The organism is Sphingobium sp. (assembly GCA_035196065.1).
GTDB lineage: Bacteria > Pseudomonadota > Alphaproteobacteria > Sphingomonadales > Sphingomonadaceae > Sphingorhabdus_B > Sphingorhabdus_B rara.
Window position 1 is genome coordinate 2308142 of record CP136575.1, and the last position, 14727, is coordinate 2322868.

17 protein-coding genes are annotated in these 14727 nt (G+C 58.6%); 3 read left to right on the forward strand and 14 right to left on the reverse strand.

What is annotated here, in order from left to right:
* Positions 1–18: 18 nt before the first annotated feature.
* From RSE16_11060 to RSE16_11085, 6 genes are read right to left on the reverse strand one after another with little or no spacing between them, the layout of a single operon-like run.
* Positions 19–1440, reverse strand: a complete 1422-nt coding sequence (locus RSE16_11060) for an NAD(P)(+) transhydrogenase (Re/Si-specific) subunit beta (GenBank protein WRH75242.1) — start codon at positions 1438–1440, stop codon at positions 19–21.
* Positions 1441–1442: 2 nt separating this feature from the next.
* Positions 1443–1589 carry a hypothetical protein gene (locus RSE16_11065; GenBank protein ID WRH75243.1) on the reverse strand — a complete coding sequence of 49 codons (147 nt, stop codon included), beginning with the start codon at positions 1587–1589 and terminating at the stop codon, positions 1443–1445.
* 3 nt (positions 1590–1592) lie between these two features.
* Positions 1593–1874 (reverse strand): NAD(P) transhydrogenase subunit alpha, encoded by a 282-nt coding sequence (locus RSE16_11070; GenBank protein WRH75244.1) that lies wholly within the window; start codon positions 1872–1874, stop codon positions 1593–1595.
* Complete coding sequence (locus RSE16_11075; GenBank protein WRH75245.1) at positions 1875–2669, reverse strand: hypothetical protein; 795 nt, start codon at positions 2667–2669, stop codon at positions 1875–1877. It lies immediately after the preceding gene.
* Positions 2666–3787: an NAD(P) transhydrogenase subunit alpha gene (locus tag RSE16_11080; GenBank protein WRH75246.1), complete on the reverse strand. Its 1122-nt coding sequence runs from the start codon at positions 3785–3787 to the stop codon at positions 2666–2668. Before RSE16_11080 ends, RSE16_11075 begins: the two co-directional genes overlap by 4 nt.
* A gap of 4 nt (positions 3788–3791) precedes the next feature.
* Positions 3792–3914, reverse strand: a complete 123-nt coding sequence (locus tag RSE16_11085; GenBank protein ID WRH75247.1) for an aa3-type cytochrome c oxidase subunit IV — start codon at positions 3912–3914, stop codon at positions 3792–3794.
* A 168-nt stretch (positions 3915–4082) separates the two neighbouring features.
* Between RSE16_11085 and RSE16_11090 the strand changes: the two genes are divergently transcribed.
* A complete protein-coding gene (locus tag RSE16_11090; GenBank protein ID WRH75248.1) occupies positions 4083–5504 on the forward strand; it encodes a sigma-54 dependent transcriptional regulator in 1422 nt (473 codons plus the stop codon).
* On the opposite strand, the gene RSE16_11095 is transcribed toward RSE16_11090, so the two are convergent.
* From RSE16_11095 to glmM, 7 genes are all read right to left on the reverse strand, one after another.
* Positions 5501–5917 carry a DUF2177 family protein gene (locus tag RSE16_11095; GenBank protein WRH75249.1) on the reverse strand — a complete coding sequence of 139 codons (417 nt, stop codon included), beginning with the start codon at positions 5915–5917 and terminating at the stop codon, positions 5501–5503. The genes RSE16_11090 and RSE16_11095 overlap by 4 nt on opposite strands.
* Positions 5918–5999: 82 nt before the next feature.
* Positions 6000–7097, reverse strand: coding sequence for a dihydropteroate synthase (folP, locus tag RSE16_11100; protein ID WRH75250.1), 1098 nt, complete (start codon positions 7095–7097; stop codon positions 6000–6002).
* Complete coding sequence (locus tag RSE16_11105; protein WRH75251.1) at positions 7094–8236, reverse strand: site-specific DNA-methyltransferase; 1143 nt, start codon at positions 8234–8236, stop codon at positions 7094–7096. The genes folP and RSE16_11105 overlap by 4 nt, the downstream gene beginning before the upstream one ends.
* A gap of 222 nt (positions 8237–8458) precedes the next feature.
* Positions 8459–9013, reverse strand: a complete 555-nt coding sequence (locus RSE16_11110) for a ribonuclease HII (protein ID WRH77349.1) — start codon at positions 9011–9013, stop codon at positions 8459–8461.
* Entirely contained in the window at positions 9010–10143 is a 1134-nt protein-coding gene (gene thiD, locus RSE16_11115) for a bifunctional hydroxymethylpyrimidine kinase/phosphomethylpyrimidine kinase (GenBank protein ID WRH75252.1), read from the reverse strand. The genes RSE16_11110 and thiD overlap by 4 nt, the downstream gene beginning before the upstream one ends.
* Entirely contained in the window at positions 10140–10364 is a 225-nt protein-coding gene (locus tag RSE16_11120; GenBank protein ID WRH75253.1) for a DUF1272 domain-containing protein, read from the reverse strand. Before RSE16_11120 ends, thiD begins: the two co-directional genes overlap by 4 nt.
* Entirely contained in the window at positions 10364–11704 is a 1341-nt protein-coding gene (gene glmM / locus RSE16_11125; protein WRH75254.1) for a phosphoglucosamine mutase, read from the reverse strand. The genes RSE16_11120 and glmM overlap by 1 nt, the downstream gene beginning before the upstream one ends.
* A gap of 97 nt (positions 11705–11801) precedes the next feature.
* On the opposite strand from glmM, the gene RSE16_11130 reads away from it, so the two are divergent.
* Both RSE16_11130 and RSE16_11135 read left to right on the forward strand, forming a co-directional pair.
* The gene (locus RSE16_11130; GenBank protein ID WRH75255.1) at positions 11802–13046 is read left to right on the forward strand and encodes a cation:dicarboxylase symporter family transporter; all 1245 of its coding nucleotides are present in this window, start codon (positions 11802–11804) and stop codon (positions 13044–13046) included.
* Positions 13033–14028 carry an aldo/keto reductase gene (locus RSE16_11135; GenBank protein ID WRH75256.1) on the forward strand — a complete coding sequence of 332 codons (996 nt, stop codon included), beginning with the start codon at positions 13033–13035 and terminating at the stop codon, positions 14026–14028. The genes RSE16_11130 and RSE16_11135 overlap by 14 nt, the downstream gene beginning before the upstream one ends.
* On the opposite strand, the gene RSE16_11140 is transcribed toward RSE16_11135, so the two are convergent.
* Positions 14023–14706 (reverse strand): NnrU family protein, encoded by a 684-nt coding sequence (locus RSE16_11140; GenBank protein ID WRH75257.1) that lies wholly within the window; start codon positions 14704–14706, stop codon positions 14023–14025. The genes RSE16_11135 and RSE16_11140 overlap by 6 nt on opposite strands.
* Between the last annotated feature and the right edge of the window lie 21 nt (positions 14707–14727).

The window sequence follows — 14727 nt, forward strand, 5'->3', positions numbered from 1 at the left end:
TCAATAGCGTGAAGCTAATCAGTGCTGCAAGGCCTTCACAATATCGTCGACCATCTTCTTCGCATCGGCCAGCAACATCATCGTCTGGTCCATGTAAAAGACATCATTGTCGACACCGGCATAGCCGACGCCGCCCATGCTGCGCTTGATGAAAAAGACAGTCTTGGCCTTGTCCACATCAAAGACCGGCATGCCGTAAATGGGTGAGCTTTTGTCGGTCTTTGCCGCGGGGTTCACCACATCGTTGGCGCCAATGATGAAGGCGACATCGGTTTGGGCGAATTCGCTGTTAATGTCCTCCAACTCGAACACCTCGTCATAAGGCACATTCGCTTCGGCGAGCAGCACGTTCATATGGCCCGGCATGCGCCCTGCTACGGGATGGATCGCATATTTGACGCTGACGCCCTCTTTCTTGAGGAGATCAGCCATTTCACGCAGCGCGTGCTGCGCTTGCGCCACTGCCATGCCGTAACCGGGAACGATGATCACGCTTTCGGCCTGTTGCATCATATAGGCGGCATCCTCTGCGCTGCCGCGCTTCCAAGGGCGCTGCTCTTTGGCTTCGCCGCCGCTGGCCGATGCCTCGGCACCAAAACCGCCAGCGATCACCGAAATGAAGCTGCGGTTCATCGCCTTGCACATGATGTAGGACAGGATCGCCCCCGATGAGCCCACCAGCGCACCGGTGATGATCATCGCGCTGTTGTGCAGCGTGAAACCCATCGCCGCCGCTGCCCAACCCGAATAGCTGTTCAGCATCGACACCACGACCGGCATGTCCGCCCCGCCAATCGGGATGATCAGCAGGAAACCGATCAGGAAAGAGAGGACGACAATCGTCCAGAACACCCATTCGGTGCCGCTAGTCGGCAGTATCGCGAAATAAGCCGTAAGTCCGATGATCGCGAGCAATGTGCCCAGATTGATCACATGGCGGCCCGGCAGCATGATCGGCGCACCTGACATCTTGCCGGCCAGTTTCAGGAAAGCGATGACCGATCCTGAAAAGGTAATGGCACCAATGGCAACGCCAAGGCCCATTTCGACACGGCTAACGGTCAAAATCTCGCCGCTTGCGTCAAGGATGCCAAAGGCTTCCGGGTTGAGATAGGCAGCGACGCCCACCAGCACGGCGGCAAGGCCAACAAGGCTGTGAAATGCCGCCACAAGCTGCGGCATATCGGTCATCGCGATCTTGCGCGCAATCACCCAGCCAATAGCGCCGCCCAGGGCAATGGCCGCCAGGATTTCCGGCAGCGCCGCGACTTCATGCGTGACCAAAGTGGTGACGACGGCGATCAGCATCCCCGCCATGCCAAAGCGGTTGCCCCGCCGCGACGAGGCTGGTGAACTAAGGCCCCGCAGTGCGAGAATGAAGAAGACCCCGGATACGAGGTAGGCAAGCATGGCCCATGCGGGAACGGCTGCATGTTCCATGATCAGTTCGCTCCCTGTTGTGCTTCATCGCGCGCATTATCCCGCAGCGCGATATCTTTTCCGAACGTGTAGCCCATCACTACAATGACGACCAACGCTACCCACCAACGCTTCTGCGAAAGCAACGTCTTGAACTGATCAAGCGTCATGGGTCACTTGTCCTTTTTCTTGTACATGGCGAGCATCCGTTCCGTGACGGCAAAACCGCCGAAGATATTGACGCTGGCGAGAACCACCGCAATCAGTCCGAGCCACTTCGCACCCGGCGCGCCACTCGCCGCCGCCGCAATCAGCGCGCCGACGATGATCACTGATGAAATCGCATTGGTCACCGCCATCAGCGGCGTATGCAGCGCCGGCGTGACCGACCAGACAACATAATAGCCGACAAAGCAGGCCAGCACGAAGATCGATAGGATTGAGATGAAGTCCATTCACATATTCCAATCTTTTGGCAGTGCACTGGGCGATGCGCCGTTGAACATGCCGTTGCTGCTCCCCAGAAACAGCATCGCGGGGTCGATCGCCAGATCGATCACCGCCTCTTTGCCGACCACGCTTTGCATCGTGACCGACATGTTAGCGAACGACAGTTTTGCACCATCGCGCTGCGACTCGGCATAGAGCAATTCGCCTATGTGATTGCCTTCACCCTTCTTCAGCCGCACTTCGACGCCGAACTTTTCGGGTTTGCGGCTTCCGACCAGTGCAAAGGTCACGCGATAGAGCTTCGGGACGGCTCCGGCGGGCGCGATTGCATAGGTGATTGGGCGCGCCATTTTCGTCGCCGAGCTCAGATTGCCCGACGGCGTCAACGCGCTGCCATATTTGTCGAACACGGTGAAGGCCGCTTCGAACTGCCCGTCATGATCGGCATCGATGAAGCAAGGCCTCTTGTCGAGCGCAGGGATGAAAAGCGATTTCGCGGCATTTTTGCCGGACAGATCCTTGGCGGTGCAATAGGCCGTTTGGCCATCGGCCTGATACACTTTGAAAAGCAATGTCCCGGCAGTGACTTGCTTGCCGGGTGCCCATTCGGCGTCGCCGGCGATCTGCACCACGCGCGCGGGCACGAGCTGCATTTCGAGGAATGGCTTGCCGAACGGCACTGTGCGTGTTTCCGCTGTCGCCGTCGATTCCAGTGTCCACACCGACGTCAGAGGTTCGGCTGCGACCGGCACGGTTGCAAAGGCAGCTGCAACGGCAGCAATCGATGCCAGCGCTTTCAACCCAGCAGCCTCTCGTTGACCACCTTGCCATCACGGGTCAGCCGGATCGCATCGCCAATCTCCTCATCAAGGACCGGCTTGCCGGCCTCCTTGTCCCAAAAGGCAGAGAGGAAGTTGAACAGGTTGCGCGAAAATAATGCCGAGGCATCGGCAGGCAAATGCGCGGGTGTGTTTGTGTAGCCGATGATCTTGACGCCATGTTTGATCACGACCTCATCCGGCTTTGATCCTTCGACATTGCCGCCCTGCGCGACCGCCAGATCGAAAATCACGCTGCCGGGTTTCATACTGGCAATCTGTGCATCGTTGATCAGGCGCGGCGCTGCACGCCCCGGGATCAGCGCGGTGGTGATCACAATATCCTGCTTGGCAATGTGCGCCGATACCAATTCGGCCTGCGCCTTCTGATATTCGGGTGACATTTCGGTAGCATAGCCGCCTGCGCCCTCACCCTCGATACCCGCCACACTTTCGACGAAAATCGGTTTCGCGCCAAGGCTTTCAATTTGTTCTTTGGTTGCAGAGCGAACATCGGTTGCCGACACAACGGCACCCAGACGGCGCGCGGTTGCAATGGCCTGAAGCCCGGCGACGCCAACGCCCATGATGAAGGCCTTGGCCGCGGTAATCGTGCCTGCGGCAGTCATCATCATCGGAAAGGCGCGGCCAAAGGCACCTGCGCTATCGATCACCGCTTTGTAACCGGCAAGATTTGATTGCGAGGACAATATGTCCATTGATTGCGCGCGAGTGATACGCGGCATGAATTCCATCGCCAGCGCTTCAAATCCTGCGGCGGCATAAGCATCCACCCGGGCGCGCTGTCCAAATGGATCAAGCCCAGCGACCACCCATGCGCCCTTGGCAGCGCCTTTCAGCGATGCAGGTTCCGGCCCTTGCACGCCAAGGACGATGTCGGCGCCCGCAACCGTCGCGGACAACGGCCCTACAGTCGCGCCCATCGCTGCATATTCGGTATCGGACACAGAAGCTGAAACACCAGCCCCCGCCTCTATCGAAACGCTGGCACCGAGCCCGATGAATTTCTTCACTGTCTCCGGCGAAGCCGCCACCCGGGTTTCGCCGGCGGCGGTTTCCTTCAATACAGCGATTTTCACCACGTCAGGCGATGATCAAGATGACAAGAAGGGCAACCGCTGCGGAAATGATCGTGCCCCATTTGAACAGCGAAAGGAAACCGGTGTAGGTTTCGTTTGCCGAGCGCATGTCCTGATTACCAGCCAATTTGTCCTCCATGATGTTTTCGGGCGATTGCCCCTATGGAGACAGGCCATAACGACAAGCGCGGCAACGCTCAAGCGCAACGGTGTGAGAAAATATCTCCAATGCTTAATCGCCTCTTTACCCATTGTTGTTACCGCAACGCTTCACCAGTGCGCACATGGAAGCGGAATGCCGGAACGAGACACACGATTGCTGATGCTTGTCGATGATGAGCCTGCCCAGTGCAGGCTTGTGTCGGCGATCGCCGGCCGTGCAGGCTGGCGCACCATTTTCGCCCGCGATGCCGAAACCGCCATTGCGATGCTCGGCACGCAGGAAGGGATGATGCTTGACGCAATCATCCTCGATCAATGGGTTCCCGGATCCGACGCGGCATCACTGATTGCCGAGTTGAAAGCCCGCCGCCCTGCCCTTCCCGTCCTGCTTTTGACTGCGATTGGATCGACCGACAGCGCGATTGAAGCGATGCGCGCGGGCGCGGCAGATTATATCATCAAGCCTGTGGCTGCCGAACGACTGATCGCAGCGCTCAGCCTTGCCGCCGAACATGCGAAAGATTTTGGCGAGCTTCAGCCGCTCACCGAAAAGATCACTCACCCGTTGGGTTTTGAGGAAATCATCGGTTCCGCGCCCGCATTCCGCACCGCCTTAGCGATTGCCGCAAAGGCTGCGCGCAGCAAGGTTCCGATCTTCATCGAAGGTGAAGGCGGCGTCGGCAAAGAGGTGGTGGCAGACGCGATCCACGCCGCAAGTCCGCGCGCGCGCATGCCGCTGTTGAAGATCAACTGCGGCGCAATCGCGCCAAATCTTCTCGATTCGGTGCTTTTCGGGCATGAAAAAAACGCCTTCACCGGCGCATTTGACCGGCGCGTGGGCATGGTCCAGCAGGCCGATGGCGGCACGATCTTCCTTGATGAAATCGATCATCTGACGACCGAAACACAGGTGCGCCTCGTTCGCCTTTTGACCGAGAATGAAATTCAGCCTCTGGGCTCTCCGCATAGCTACCGGATCGACGTTCGCGTGATTACCGCCTGCGACAATGATCTTTCGCAAAAATTGCGCGATGGTGATTTCCGCGAAGACCTGTTCTATCGGATCAACGTCGTGCAACTGCATATCCCGCCCTTGCGCGAACGCACTGCAGACATTCCCGCTTTGGCCCGCCATTTCCTCGGACGCATGGCGAGCCAACCGGGCTTGCGCAGCTTGGGCATCACCGATGAGGCATTATCGCTTTTGAAAGCCTATGATTGGCCGGGCAATGTCCGCCAGTTGCAAAGCGCCTTGTTCCGCGCCGCCGTATTGTGCGACCGGGACGCGCTGACGCCGGAAGAGTTTCCGCAGATCGCCGCCATGGTCGGAAAAAATGGCGCCAACCTGTCGCAGATGAGCGAAGGCATTGGCGTTTCACTTTACGAACAGGATGGCAATTTACGACCGCTTGAGGAAATCGAGGCTGATGTCATCCGCCTTGCCATCGGCCATTATCGTGGCCGCATGACAGAAGTTGCCCGCCGTCTGGGTATCGGTCGCTCGACGCTTTACCGCAAACTCGCCGATCTGGGTATCGATAGCAACGCCGCCTAGCCGCGACCGGCTATCTGGGTCGTCAGCCACCAACCAGCAAGCGAAGCTGATCCGGTCAGGAATGTGCCCCAGATGATATCGAGGATCGTGACCTTAAGGCTCCATGTCTTGAGCACGGCGTAGCTCGTCAGATCATAGGTCATATAGCAGAAGAAACCGAGCAGCGCGCCCCACACCAAGGCGGTCTGCCATTTGCCGCTGTGCAGTGCGGGCCCAACGGCAAAGATCATCATGCCCAATATATAGAGCAGGTAAAAGGCGATGGCGGGCCCCATACGGAAGCCACCCTTATATAGAATATCGCCAATTTCGGGCTGGTAGAGCCGGCCATACATGGTGCGCAACCAGACGCTGTCGATCAGCGCAAAAGATATTCCGGTTGCGATATAGCCGATAAGATATTTGGCGATCATGCTGCTCTCCCTCACCCAATGCGCAAATATTGCTCTTGCGGGGGCAGACCTGCAATGCGGCGTTTACACTGTGCTGTGCTATTCAGCTGATGGCACTGAGCGCTGCATCCCGCAGCCCGCGCCAGACATGGATCGCCTGCACCGTTTCCGGCACATCATGCACACGAACGATATGCGCGCCCTGTTCAACCGCGCGCATCGCAAGAAAGATCGAACCGCCCAACCGTTCGCTCGCCTCAGCTTCGTTCGATAATGCCCCGATCATCCGTTTCCGGCTGGCCCCGAACAGGATCGGGCAACCAATGCCGTGAAACAGCGCCAGATGGTTGACCAGCGCCAGATTGTCAGCAAGCGACTTGCCAAAACCTATGCCCGGATCGATCAACAGGCGTTGGCGATCAATGCCTGCTGCAACCAATGCCTCAACGCGCTGCTCCAGCCAGTCATACACATCGCAAACAACGTCATGATAGCCGTCATTCTTGTGCGGATCGCTGCCCTGACTGGGCGCATGCATCAAAACAATCGGGCAGGACGATGCCTGTGCCACCTCAAGCGCACGGTCATCATATAGCAGTGCCGAAATGTCGTTGATCATTCCAGCGCCAGCCCCCAGCGCTGCCTGCATCACCGCGGCCTTGCGCGTGTCGATGGAAACCGCATGGCCGGCGCGCGCCAAGCGGGCAATCACCGGTTCGATGCGCTTTATCTCATCCCCCTCCCACACCAGCGGTGCGCCGGGACGGGTGGATTCACCGCCTACATCAATGATTGCGGCCCCGGTGGCGGCCATCGTCCCGCCAGTTTCGGCAACAGAGTCGGGATCTTCACCATGCTTTCCGCCGTCGGAGAAGCTGTCAGGCGTGCAGTTGAGGATGGCCATCACGCGCGGCTGATCAAGCGGAATGTTGCGATCACCCATGGCAAGAGGCCGGCGCGGCGAAACACAATTTGTGAACTGTTTGCGCGCGCGGTATTCCAGATCATCTGGCAACTTGGCCAGTCGGCCATCCAAATCAGCCAGTGCCACCAGCGTGCGGGCGATGCGTTTGCCGAATTCGGTTTCTATCAATTCCAACGCGGAGAAATATTGCATCGTCCCTGCAAGCCGTGCGACCTGCCCGTCAAAACCGACGGGCGTATCGACAAAGCCGCAGGGGCGAAGATAGATACGTCTCACGGCTCATTCGCGAGGAGATAGGTCTGACGCAGATCGTCGATCGACTTCATCTCTCCGGTCCGTGTCTGATAATACCAATAGGTCCAGCCATTGCAGCTCGGCGCGTCCATCGTCATCGCACCGATCTTGTGAATGGAGCCATATTTATCGCCCCATTTCAACGAACCGTCAGCGCGAATGATCGCGCCAAAACGGCGCTTCTTGTCCATCAGTTGTGAACCTGGGCGGATATAACCATTTTCGACCAGCTGGCCGAACGACACGCGCGGCTGCGATTTGGGCGATTGCATCGTCGAAAGCGACGATTCATCGAGTGGCAAGGCCATTTCGATGCGTTCTTCGGCAACCTTGCAATATGTGTCTTCCCGCTCGCAACCGATCCAGTGGCGCTGCAGGCGCTTCGCCACCGCACCTGTTGTGCCGGTTCCGAAAAAAGGATCGAGGACGACATCGCCCGGATTGGTGCAAGCGAGCAGGATGCGGTAGAGCAGTGCCTCCGGCTTTTGCGTCGGATGCGCCTTTGTGCCGTTCAGTTTCAGCCGTTCCTTGCCGCCGCAGATCGGGATCACCCAATCAGACCGCATTTGCAATTCGTCATTCAATGTCTTCATCGAACGATAATGGAATGTGTAGCGGGCCTTTTCGCTTTTCGCCGCCCAGATCAGCGTTTCATGCGCATTGGTGAAGCGCGTGCCCTTGAAATTGGGCATCGGGTTCGATTTGCGCCAAATGATATCGTTGAGGATCCAAAAGCCTTCATCCTGCAGCGATGCACCGACGCGGAAAATATTGTGATAGCTGCCGATGACCCACAAAGTGCCATCAGGCTTCAAAATGCGACGCGCCTCGGCCAGCCATGCCTTGGTGAAGGCGTCATAAGCGGCAAAGTCGGAAAATTTGTCCCATTCATCGTCAACCGCATCAACCTGGCTGCCATCGGGGCGATGCAAATCACCGCCCAATTGCAGGTTGTAGGGCGGATCAGCAAAGACCATGTCGATGCAGGCATCGGGAAGCGATCGCATCGCTTCAATGCAGTCCATTTTGAGGATGGAATCGAGCGGAAGCGTCTCTTTATCGGTCAGGACCACCGTCTTGGCTGCAGCCGGTTTGGTCTTGATCTTCTCCAACACACCCATTTCAAACGCGCTCCCATTCTCAAACAAGCGACCGGAATGAGTCGGATTTGAGTCTGGGTCAACAAGTTTTCCACAGGCAAAGCCTATGAGATTCCGTGAGATTCAGCCCATTTGGGGGGAACGAAAGGAGTCCGTCACAACATATAGAGTCTGGCGATTCCCGTCGGACTCAACCCCTAGTGGTGTTGCTGCAAAGACTCACAGGTCAAATTTTACATTCTGTTACAGAAGAATGAGCTGGGCGACCGGCGAAAAACTCGTCCGGTGCAGCGGCGTAGGGCCAAGTCGGCGTAATGCCTCCAGATGCACAGCCGAACCATAGCCCTTGTTGGTGGCCCAGCCATAGCCCGGATGGACCGCGTCATAACTGCGCATCAACCGGTCGCGATGTTCTTTGGCGATGATACTTGCCGCTGAAATGCAGGGATGCAGCGCATCCCCGCCGACAACCGCCTCTGCAGGGTAGCGCCATTTCGGCAGGCGGTTGCCATCCACCAAAACCTGCATCGGTTCGCATTGCAGAGCGTCCACTGCCCGCGTCATTGCAAGCATCGTCGCCTGCAAAATGTTGATCCGGTCGATCTCCTCAACCTCGGCGATGCCGATCGCCCAGCGGCAGTGTTTCTTGATCAATGCCTCAAGCTCAGCCCGGCGTTTGGCGCTCAGTTTCTTACTGTCGTCAAGGCCGTCTATGCCTTGATCGCACAGGATCACTGCCGCAGCGACAACAGGCCCGGCAAGCGGGCCCCTGCCTGCTTCGTCAACGCCAACGATCATATGCGCCACGGCGGATAGCGCCGATTTTCTCCGGCGCTGTAGAGGCAGATCATATTTCCCGCAGGATCGAGCAGTCGCGCCTCGCGCCAGCCCCATTCCTCATCACGCGGCAATTGTTCAAAGGCAAAGCCCTCGCTTGCCAGTTCACTAACCCATGCGTCCAAGCGCTTGCTTTCGAAATACACCGTCGCCGATGGGGCAATTTCGTCACCGGCGTGGATCGACAGGGTCACGCCATTGGGGGCCTCGAACCGGGCATAGCCGTTGGCCGGGCTTGCGACGATCTGTTGCAGGCCCAATGCCCGGTAAAAGTCGACCGAACTTGCATAATCGCGGCAACCCAGCGTCACCTGATTGAGCGACGGACCTGCAACCATTGCATCCTCGCGGACCGATCCGTGCCCCATCGGGCCATGGCCCTGACCCAGTCCGGGCGCATCATGCAAAGCAAGGCGGACAAAGAGGCGCGCGCGCTCCACCGATTGCTGCAACGATAACCCCTGCCCCAAGCCGGTCGCAATCGCACTGGCCAGCGTGCAACCGGTGCCATGGGTGTTGCGGGTTTCGATCCGCGCATCGGTCCATTCCACGCTCTGGTCGGGCGCGAGATCGAGCCGATCAACAATATGGTCGCCCTCGGCATGGCCACCCTTGATCAGCAAGGGATAGCGTTTTTCGAGCAAGGCATCGCGCCCGCCCAAAGCCTCTAGCTCCGGAAGATTGGGTGTGGTCAGCGCGGCAATGCGCATCAGCCGTTCAAAAGCTGCAATCGTCGCATCATCGGCAAGCATCGCCCCGCTGGTCGCCACCATCACCGGGTCGAACACAATCGGGCAATTGAGTTCGGAAAGACTGTCTGCAACGGCGTGGGCAGTTTCGGCACTGCCGATCATGCCGATCTTGACGGCATCGACGCCAAGGTCACTGACAACGGCTGCAATCTGATCGATCACCATCTGCGTCGGCACCATATGCACTGCATCGACGCCGAGGGTATTCTGTGCCGTGATCGCCGTAACGGCCGTCATGGCATGGCCGCCAAGCATGGTGACCGTCTTGATATCAGCCTGTATCCCCGCACCTCCCCCGCTGTCCGAGCCAGCAATGATCAGGATGCGTGCGATGCTCATGGCTTATGCTTCCGTTCGGTTGAGGCAGGATATTTTTTCAGTAATTTGGCGCTGCGCGTTGGTCGGTCGAGCAATTCACCACCGCAATTGGGGCAACGTTCGTCCAGCGCATCGGCGCAGTCGGCGCAAAAGGTGCATTCGAACGAGCAGATGAACGCCCCGCCATGCTGCGCCGGCAGATCGGTGCCACAGCGTTCGCAATCGGGGCGCATCGCCAGCATCAGGCCGCTGCCTCCTCAACCGCGGTACAGATACGCTCGACAATGGCGCGCACCTGCTTGGCATCATCGCCTTCTGCCATCACGCGGATGACAGGCTCGGTTCCTGAAGGCCGGATCACCAGTCGGCCATTGCCTTCTAATTCGCGTTCGGCATCGGCAATCACCGCCTGAACACTTGCCTTTTCCAGCGGCTTTCCGCCTGCGAAACGGACATTCTTCAGCAGTTGCGGCACAGGATCGAAATAATGCAGCATCTCGCTTGCCGGATTGCCGGTTTCGACAAGGCAGGCGAGCACCTGAAGCGCCGCGATCGTGCCGTCACCCGTGGTCGCATGGTCGAGCAGGATCATGTGTCCCGATTGCTCGCCGCCGACATTCATGCCCCGTGCGCGCATCTCTTCCAGCACATATCGGTCGCCCACCTTGGCGCGGACCAGTTGCAGATGTTGGCTTGCCAGATAGCGTTCAAGGCCGAGGTTCGACATCACCGTCGCGACAATGCCATCACCGCGCAACAGGCCGTTGCGGCTCATCGATGTCGCCAGCAATGCCATAATCTGGTCGCCGTCGACCACCCTACCCTTTTCGTCGACCACGATCAGCCGGTCGGCATCGCCATCCAGCGCAATGCCAATATCGGCACCTGCCGCGACCACGGTTTCCTGCAACGTCGCCGGATGGGTCGATCCGATCCGGTCATTGATATTCTTGCCATTGGGGTTGACGCCAATCGCCGTCACCTTCGCGCCCAATTCCCAGATTGCGGCAGGCGCGACCTGATAGGCAGCGCCATTGGCGCAATCGAGCACCACATGCAGTCCGTCAAAACGGACATGTTCGGGAACGGTCGTCTTGACCGCATGAATATAGCGCCCACGCGCATCCTCAACCCGGCGGGCGCGGCCAATGTCCATCGATTTGGCGAGCAGTGGCGGCTGATCCAGCAGAGCCTCAATCGCCAGTTCATCCTCGTCGGACAATTTGAAACCATCAGGACCGAACAGCTTGATTCCATTATCTTCATAAGGATTGTGGCTGGCCGAAATCATCACGCCCAGATCGGCCCGCATGGATCGGGTCAGCATGGCAACTGCCGGCGTCGGGATCGGACCGAATTGCACCACATCCATGCCGACGCTGGTGAAGCCCGCAACAAGGGCATTTTCAACCATATAGCCAGAAAGACGGGTATCCTTGCCAATCACGACGCGGTGCTTGTGATCGCCGCGCAGAAAGTGCGCGCCCGCCGCCTGGCCAACCTTCATCGCCATTTCCGCAGTCATTGCGCCGGCGTTGGTCCGTCCCCTGATCCCGTCGGTTCCAAAATATTTGCGCGCCATATTGATCCTTGATGCAGTGCGGCCAGCCCAGTTTACGGCAACACTTGTTGCGTCACTCCCTTGCATAGGGTGCGACACGCTGGCAAGACCCCAGCGCATGTCGAACGCAACCCGTATCCTGATCGCTCTGGCCCTTGGCCTTACCCTTGGCATAATCGCAGCGGCACAATTGCCCAAAGTTGGCGATACGCTGGCCTATTGGCTGGATATTACCGGCTCGCTCTGGCTCAACGGCCTGCGAATGACCGTGGTGCCGCTGGTCGTTGCCCTGCTGGTAACCGGGATTGTAAAAAGTGCTGAAGCCGCGCGCGCAGGGCCGATGGCGGCGCGCACAGTGGCTTGGATTGTCGCGATGATGACGCTGTCAGCGGCGATGGGCGCGCTTTTGACCCCATTGTTCCTGACGATCTGGCCGATGCCCGCTGAAAGCGCCGAAGCGCTGCGTGCAGCGCTCACGACTGCGCCAGCCGTTGCCGAACAGCCTGCCTTGCGCGACTTTATCGTGGCATTGGTACCAACCAATCCGATCGCCGCTGCAGCCAATGATTCCATCCTGCCTCTGCTGATCTTCACGCTGGTCTTTGCCTTTGCCGTGACGCGACTGAACCAGGAACCCCGTGCCCAGATGGCCGGTTTTTTCAGTGCCTTGGCCGATGCGATGGTCATCGTGATTGAATGGGTGCTGAAACTGGCTCCTATTGGTGTGTTCGCGCTCGCCTTTGTCGTGGGCGAACGCTCCGGCCTCGCGGCACTGGGCGCACTGGGCCATTATATCGTCACCATGTCGATGGTCGGCATTGTGATCGGCGCCTTCGCCTATCCGGTCGCGGTGTTCGCCGGAAAGGTCAAATTCACCGATTATGCACGGCAAATCGCCCCGGTGCAGGCCTTTGCCGTTTCCACCCAATCCTCGCTCGCCAGCCTGCCGCTGATGCTGAAAAAGGCCGAGGCGCTGGGCGTAAGGGAATCGACCGCAGGGCTTGTGCTTCCGATGGCGGTTGCACTGCTGCGCGTCACCGGGCCCGCCATGAACCTTGCCGTCGCACTCTATGTCGCCAACTGGTTCGGCGTGCAGCTTGACGGGTTTGACTATGCCTTTGCAATCTTCATTGCGGCACTCACCTCGATGGGCGCGGTCAGCCTGCCCGGCACGGTCAGTTTCGTGACATCAATCGCGCCGATCTGCCTCGCACTGGGTATTCCTGTTGAACCATTGGCGCTTCTGATCGCAGTTGAAACGCTGCCCGATATCTTCCGCACCACCGGCAATGTGCAGATGGACGTCGCGCTTGCCACCGCCATTGAGGCACCCGAAAAGGACAAAGCCAATGCTGTATCGTAATCTGGGTAACGACCTGAAGGTTAGCGCCATTGGCGTTGGCTGCATGCCGATGATCAAGGGCGGCAATATCGTCTATGGCAGTGATGCCGATCCTGACGAGGCGATCAAAACGATCCACCGTGCGATCGATCTGGGCATCACCTTTTTTGATACCGCACAGATTTACGGCCCTTTTCAAAATGAAGAACTGGTCGGCGAAGCGATCAAGGGCAAGCGCGACGGACTGGTGATAGCGACCAAATTCGGTTTCCAGTTCGATGGCAACAAGATTGTCGGTGTAGACGGATCCCCGGCCAATGCCCGCATGTCGGTTGAAGGCTGCCTCAAACGGCTCGGAATTGATTGCATTGATCTATTCTATCAGCACCGCGTCGATCCCAATGTGCCGATCGAGGACACCGTCGGCGCGATGGCCGACCTCATCAAAGAAGGCAAAATCCGCCACATCGGGCTGTCCGAGGCTGGCCCTGCGACGCTGCGTCGCGCCGCCGCCGTTGCACCTATCAGCGCACTGCAAAGCGAATATTCGCTGTGGGAGCGTGACGTGGAAGAGGAAATTTTGCCGGTCTGTCGCGAACTGGGCATCGGCTTTGTGCCCTATTCGCCGCTCGGCCGCGGTTTCCTGACAGGATCGATCCGCAGCCTGGAAGACCTGCCCGCCAATGACTGGCGTCGCAGTGACCCGCGCTATCAAGGCGAGAATTTCGCCACCAACCTACAAGTGGTCGATAGGGTCGGAGAAGTGGCGGCAAAGCATGGCGCGTCACACGCACAGGTCGCCCTTGCTTGGCTGATGGCACAGGGTGACGACATTGTACCGATCCCCGGCTTCAAGCGGCGCGCAACCATGGAGGACAGCGCAAAGTCTGCCGACCTCATCCTCGATGCTGACGACCTTGCGAAACTGGAGGCGGCTGCACCGCGCGGCTGCACTGCAGGGCCACGCTATGGTGAGGCAGGAATGCGGATGGTGCGTTTATAACCAGCGATAGATGCCGGCACCGGCATAGCCGAAAAAGCTGTGCCCCCAGGTGGCGAGCAGCCAGAAAACCGTGCCGATCAGCAGGATGCGCGGTTCGATGCGGGACAATTGTGTGAGGCGCGGCAAGAAACTGGTCTGCGTTTCCCATTTCGTCCAGGCGCTGCCAAGAGCGGCTTCTTTCTTCCTGTCCTGACCATAAGAGCCTGCGAGCGCAAGGAAGACGATACTGCCGACCAAGACAAAGCTGTCGGCACGCGGCGCGATGAGCATATGGGCCACTCCCCACAGTGCAAATCCCCACATCATCGGGTGGCGCGTTACCCGAAACACGCCCGTCGGCACTTTTGCGGCCAATGAACGGATAGCATCGCCCTGCGGATCAGGCAGCGCGGGATTGCCCCGCAAGGAGCCGACAAAGAGGATTGCGGCAAGCAGTGTGAGCAGGCTGGCAACGACCCATATCGCATCAGTCGGCGCCCAATAGAGCGGCCCGGCCTCAACCCGACGATATGCCCAAGCCATCCAACCAAAGCTAACCAGCGCAACCAGCGAATAAAGGCCAAGAAAGCCCTTTTCACCCATACGCCCGACAAGCGGTGCGCGAAGCGGGTGAGAGAGGAGAAAATGGCTGCCCACAAACAGTGCGCAGGCCGCGATCAACGATGCAAATCCGTCCATTTCATCTCCTCTCCTCCCCTT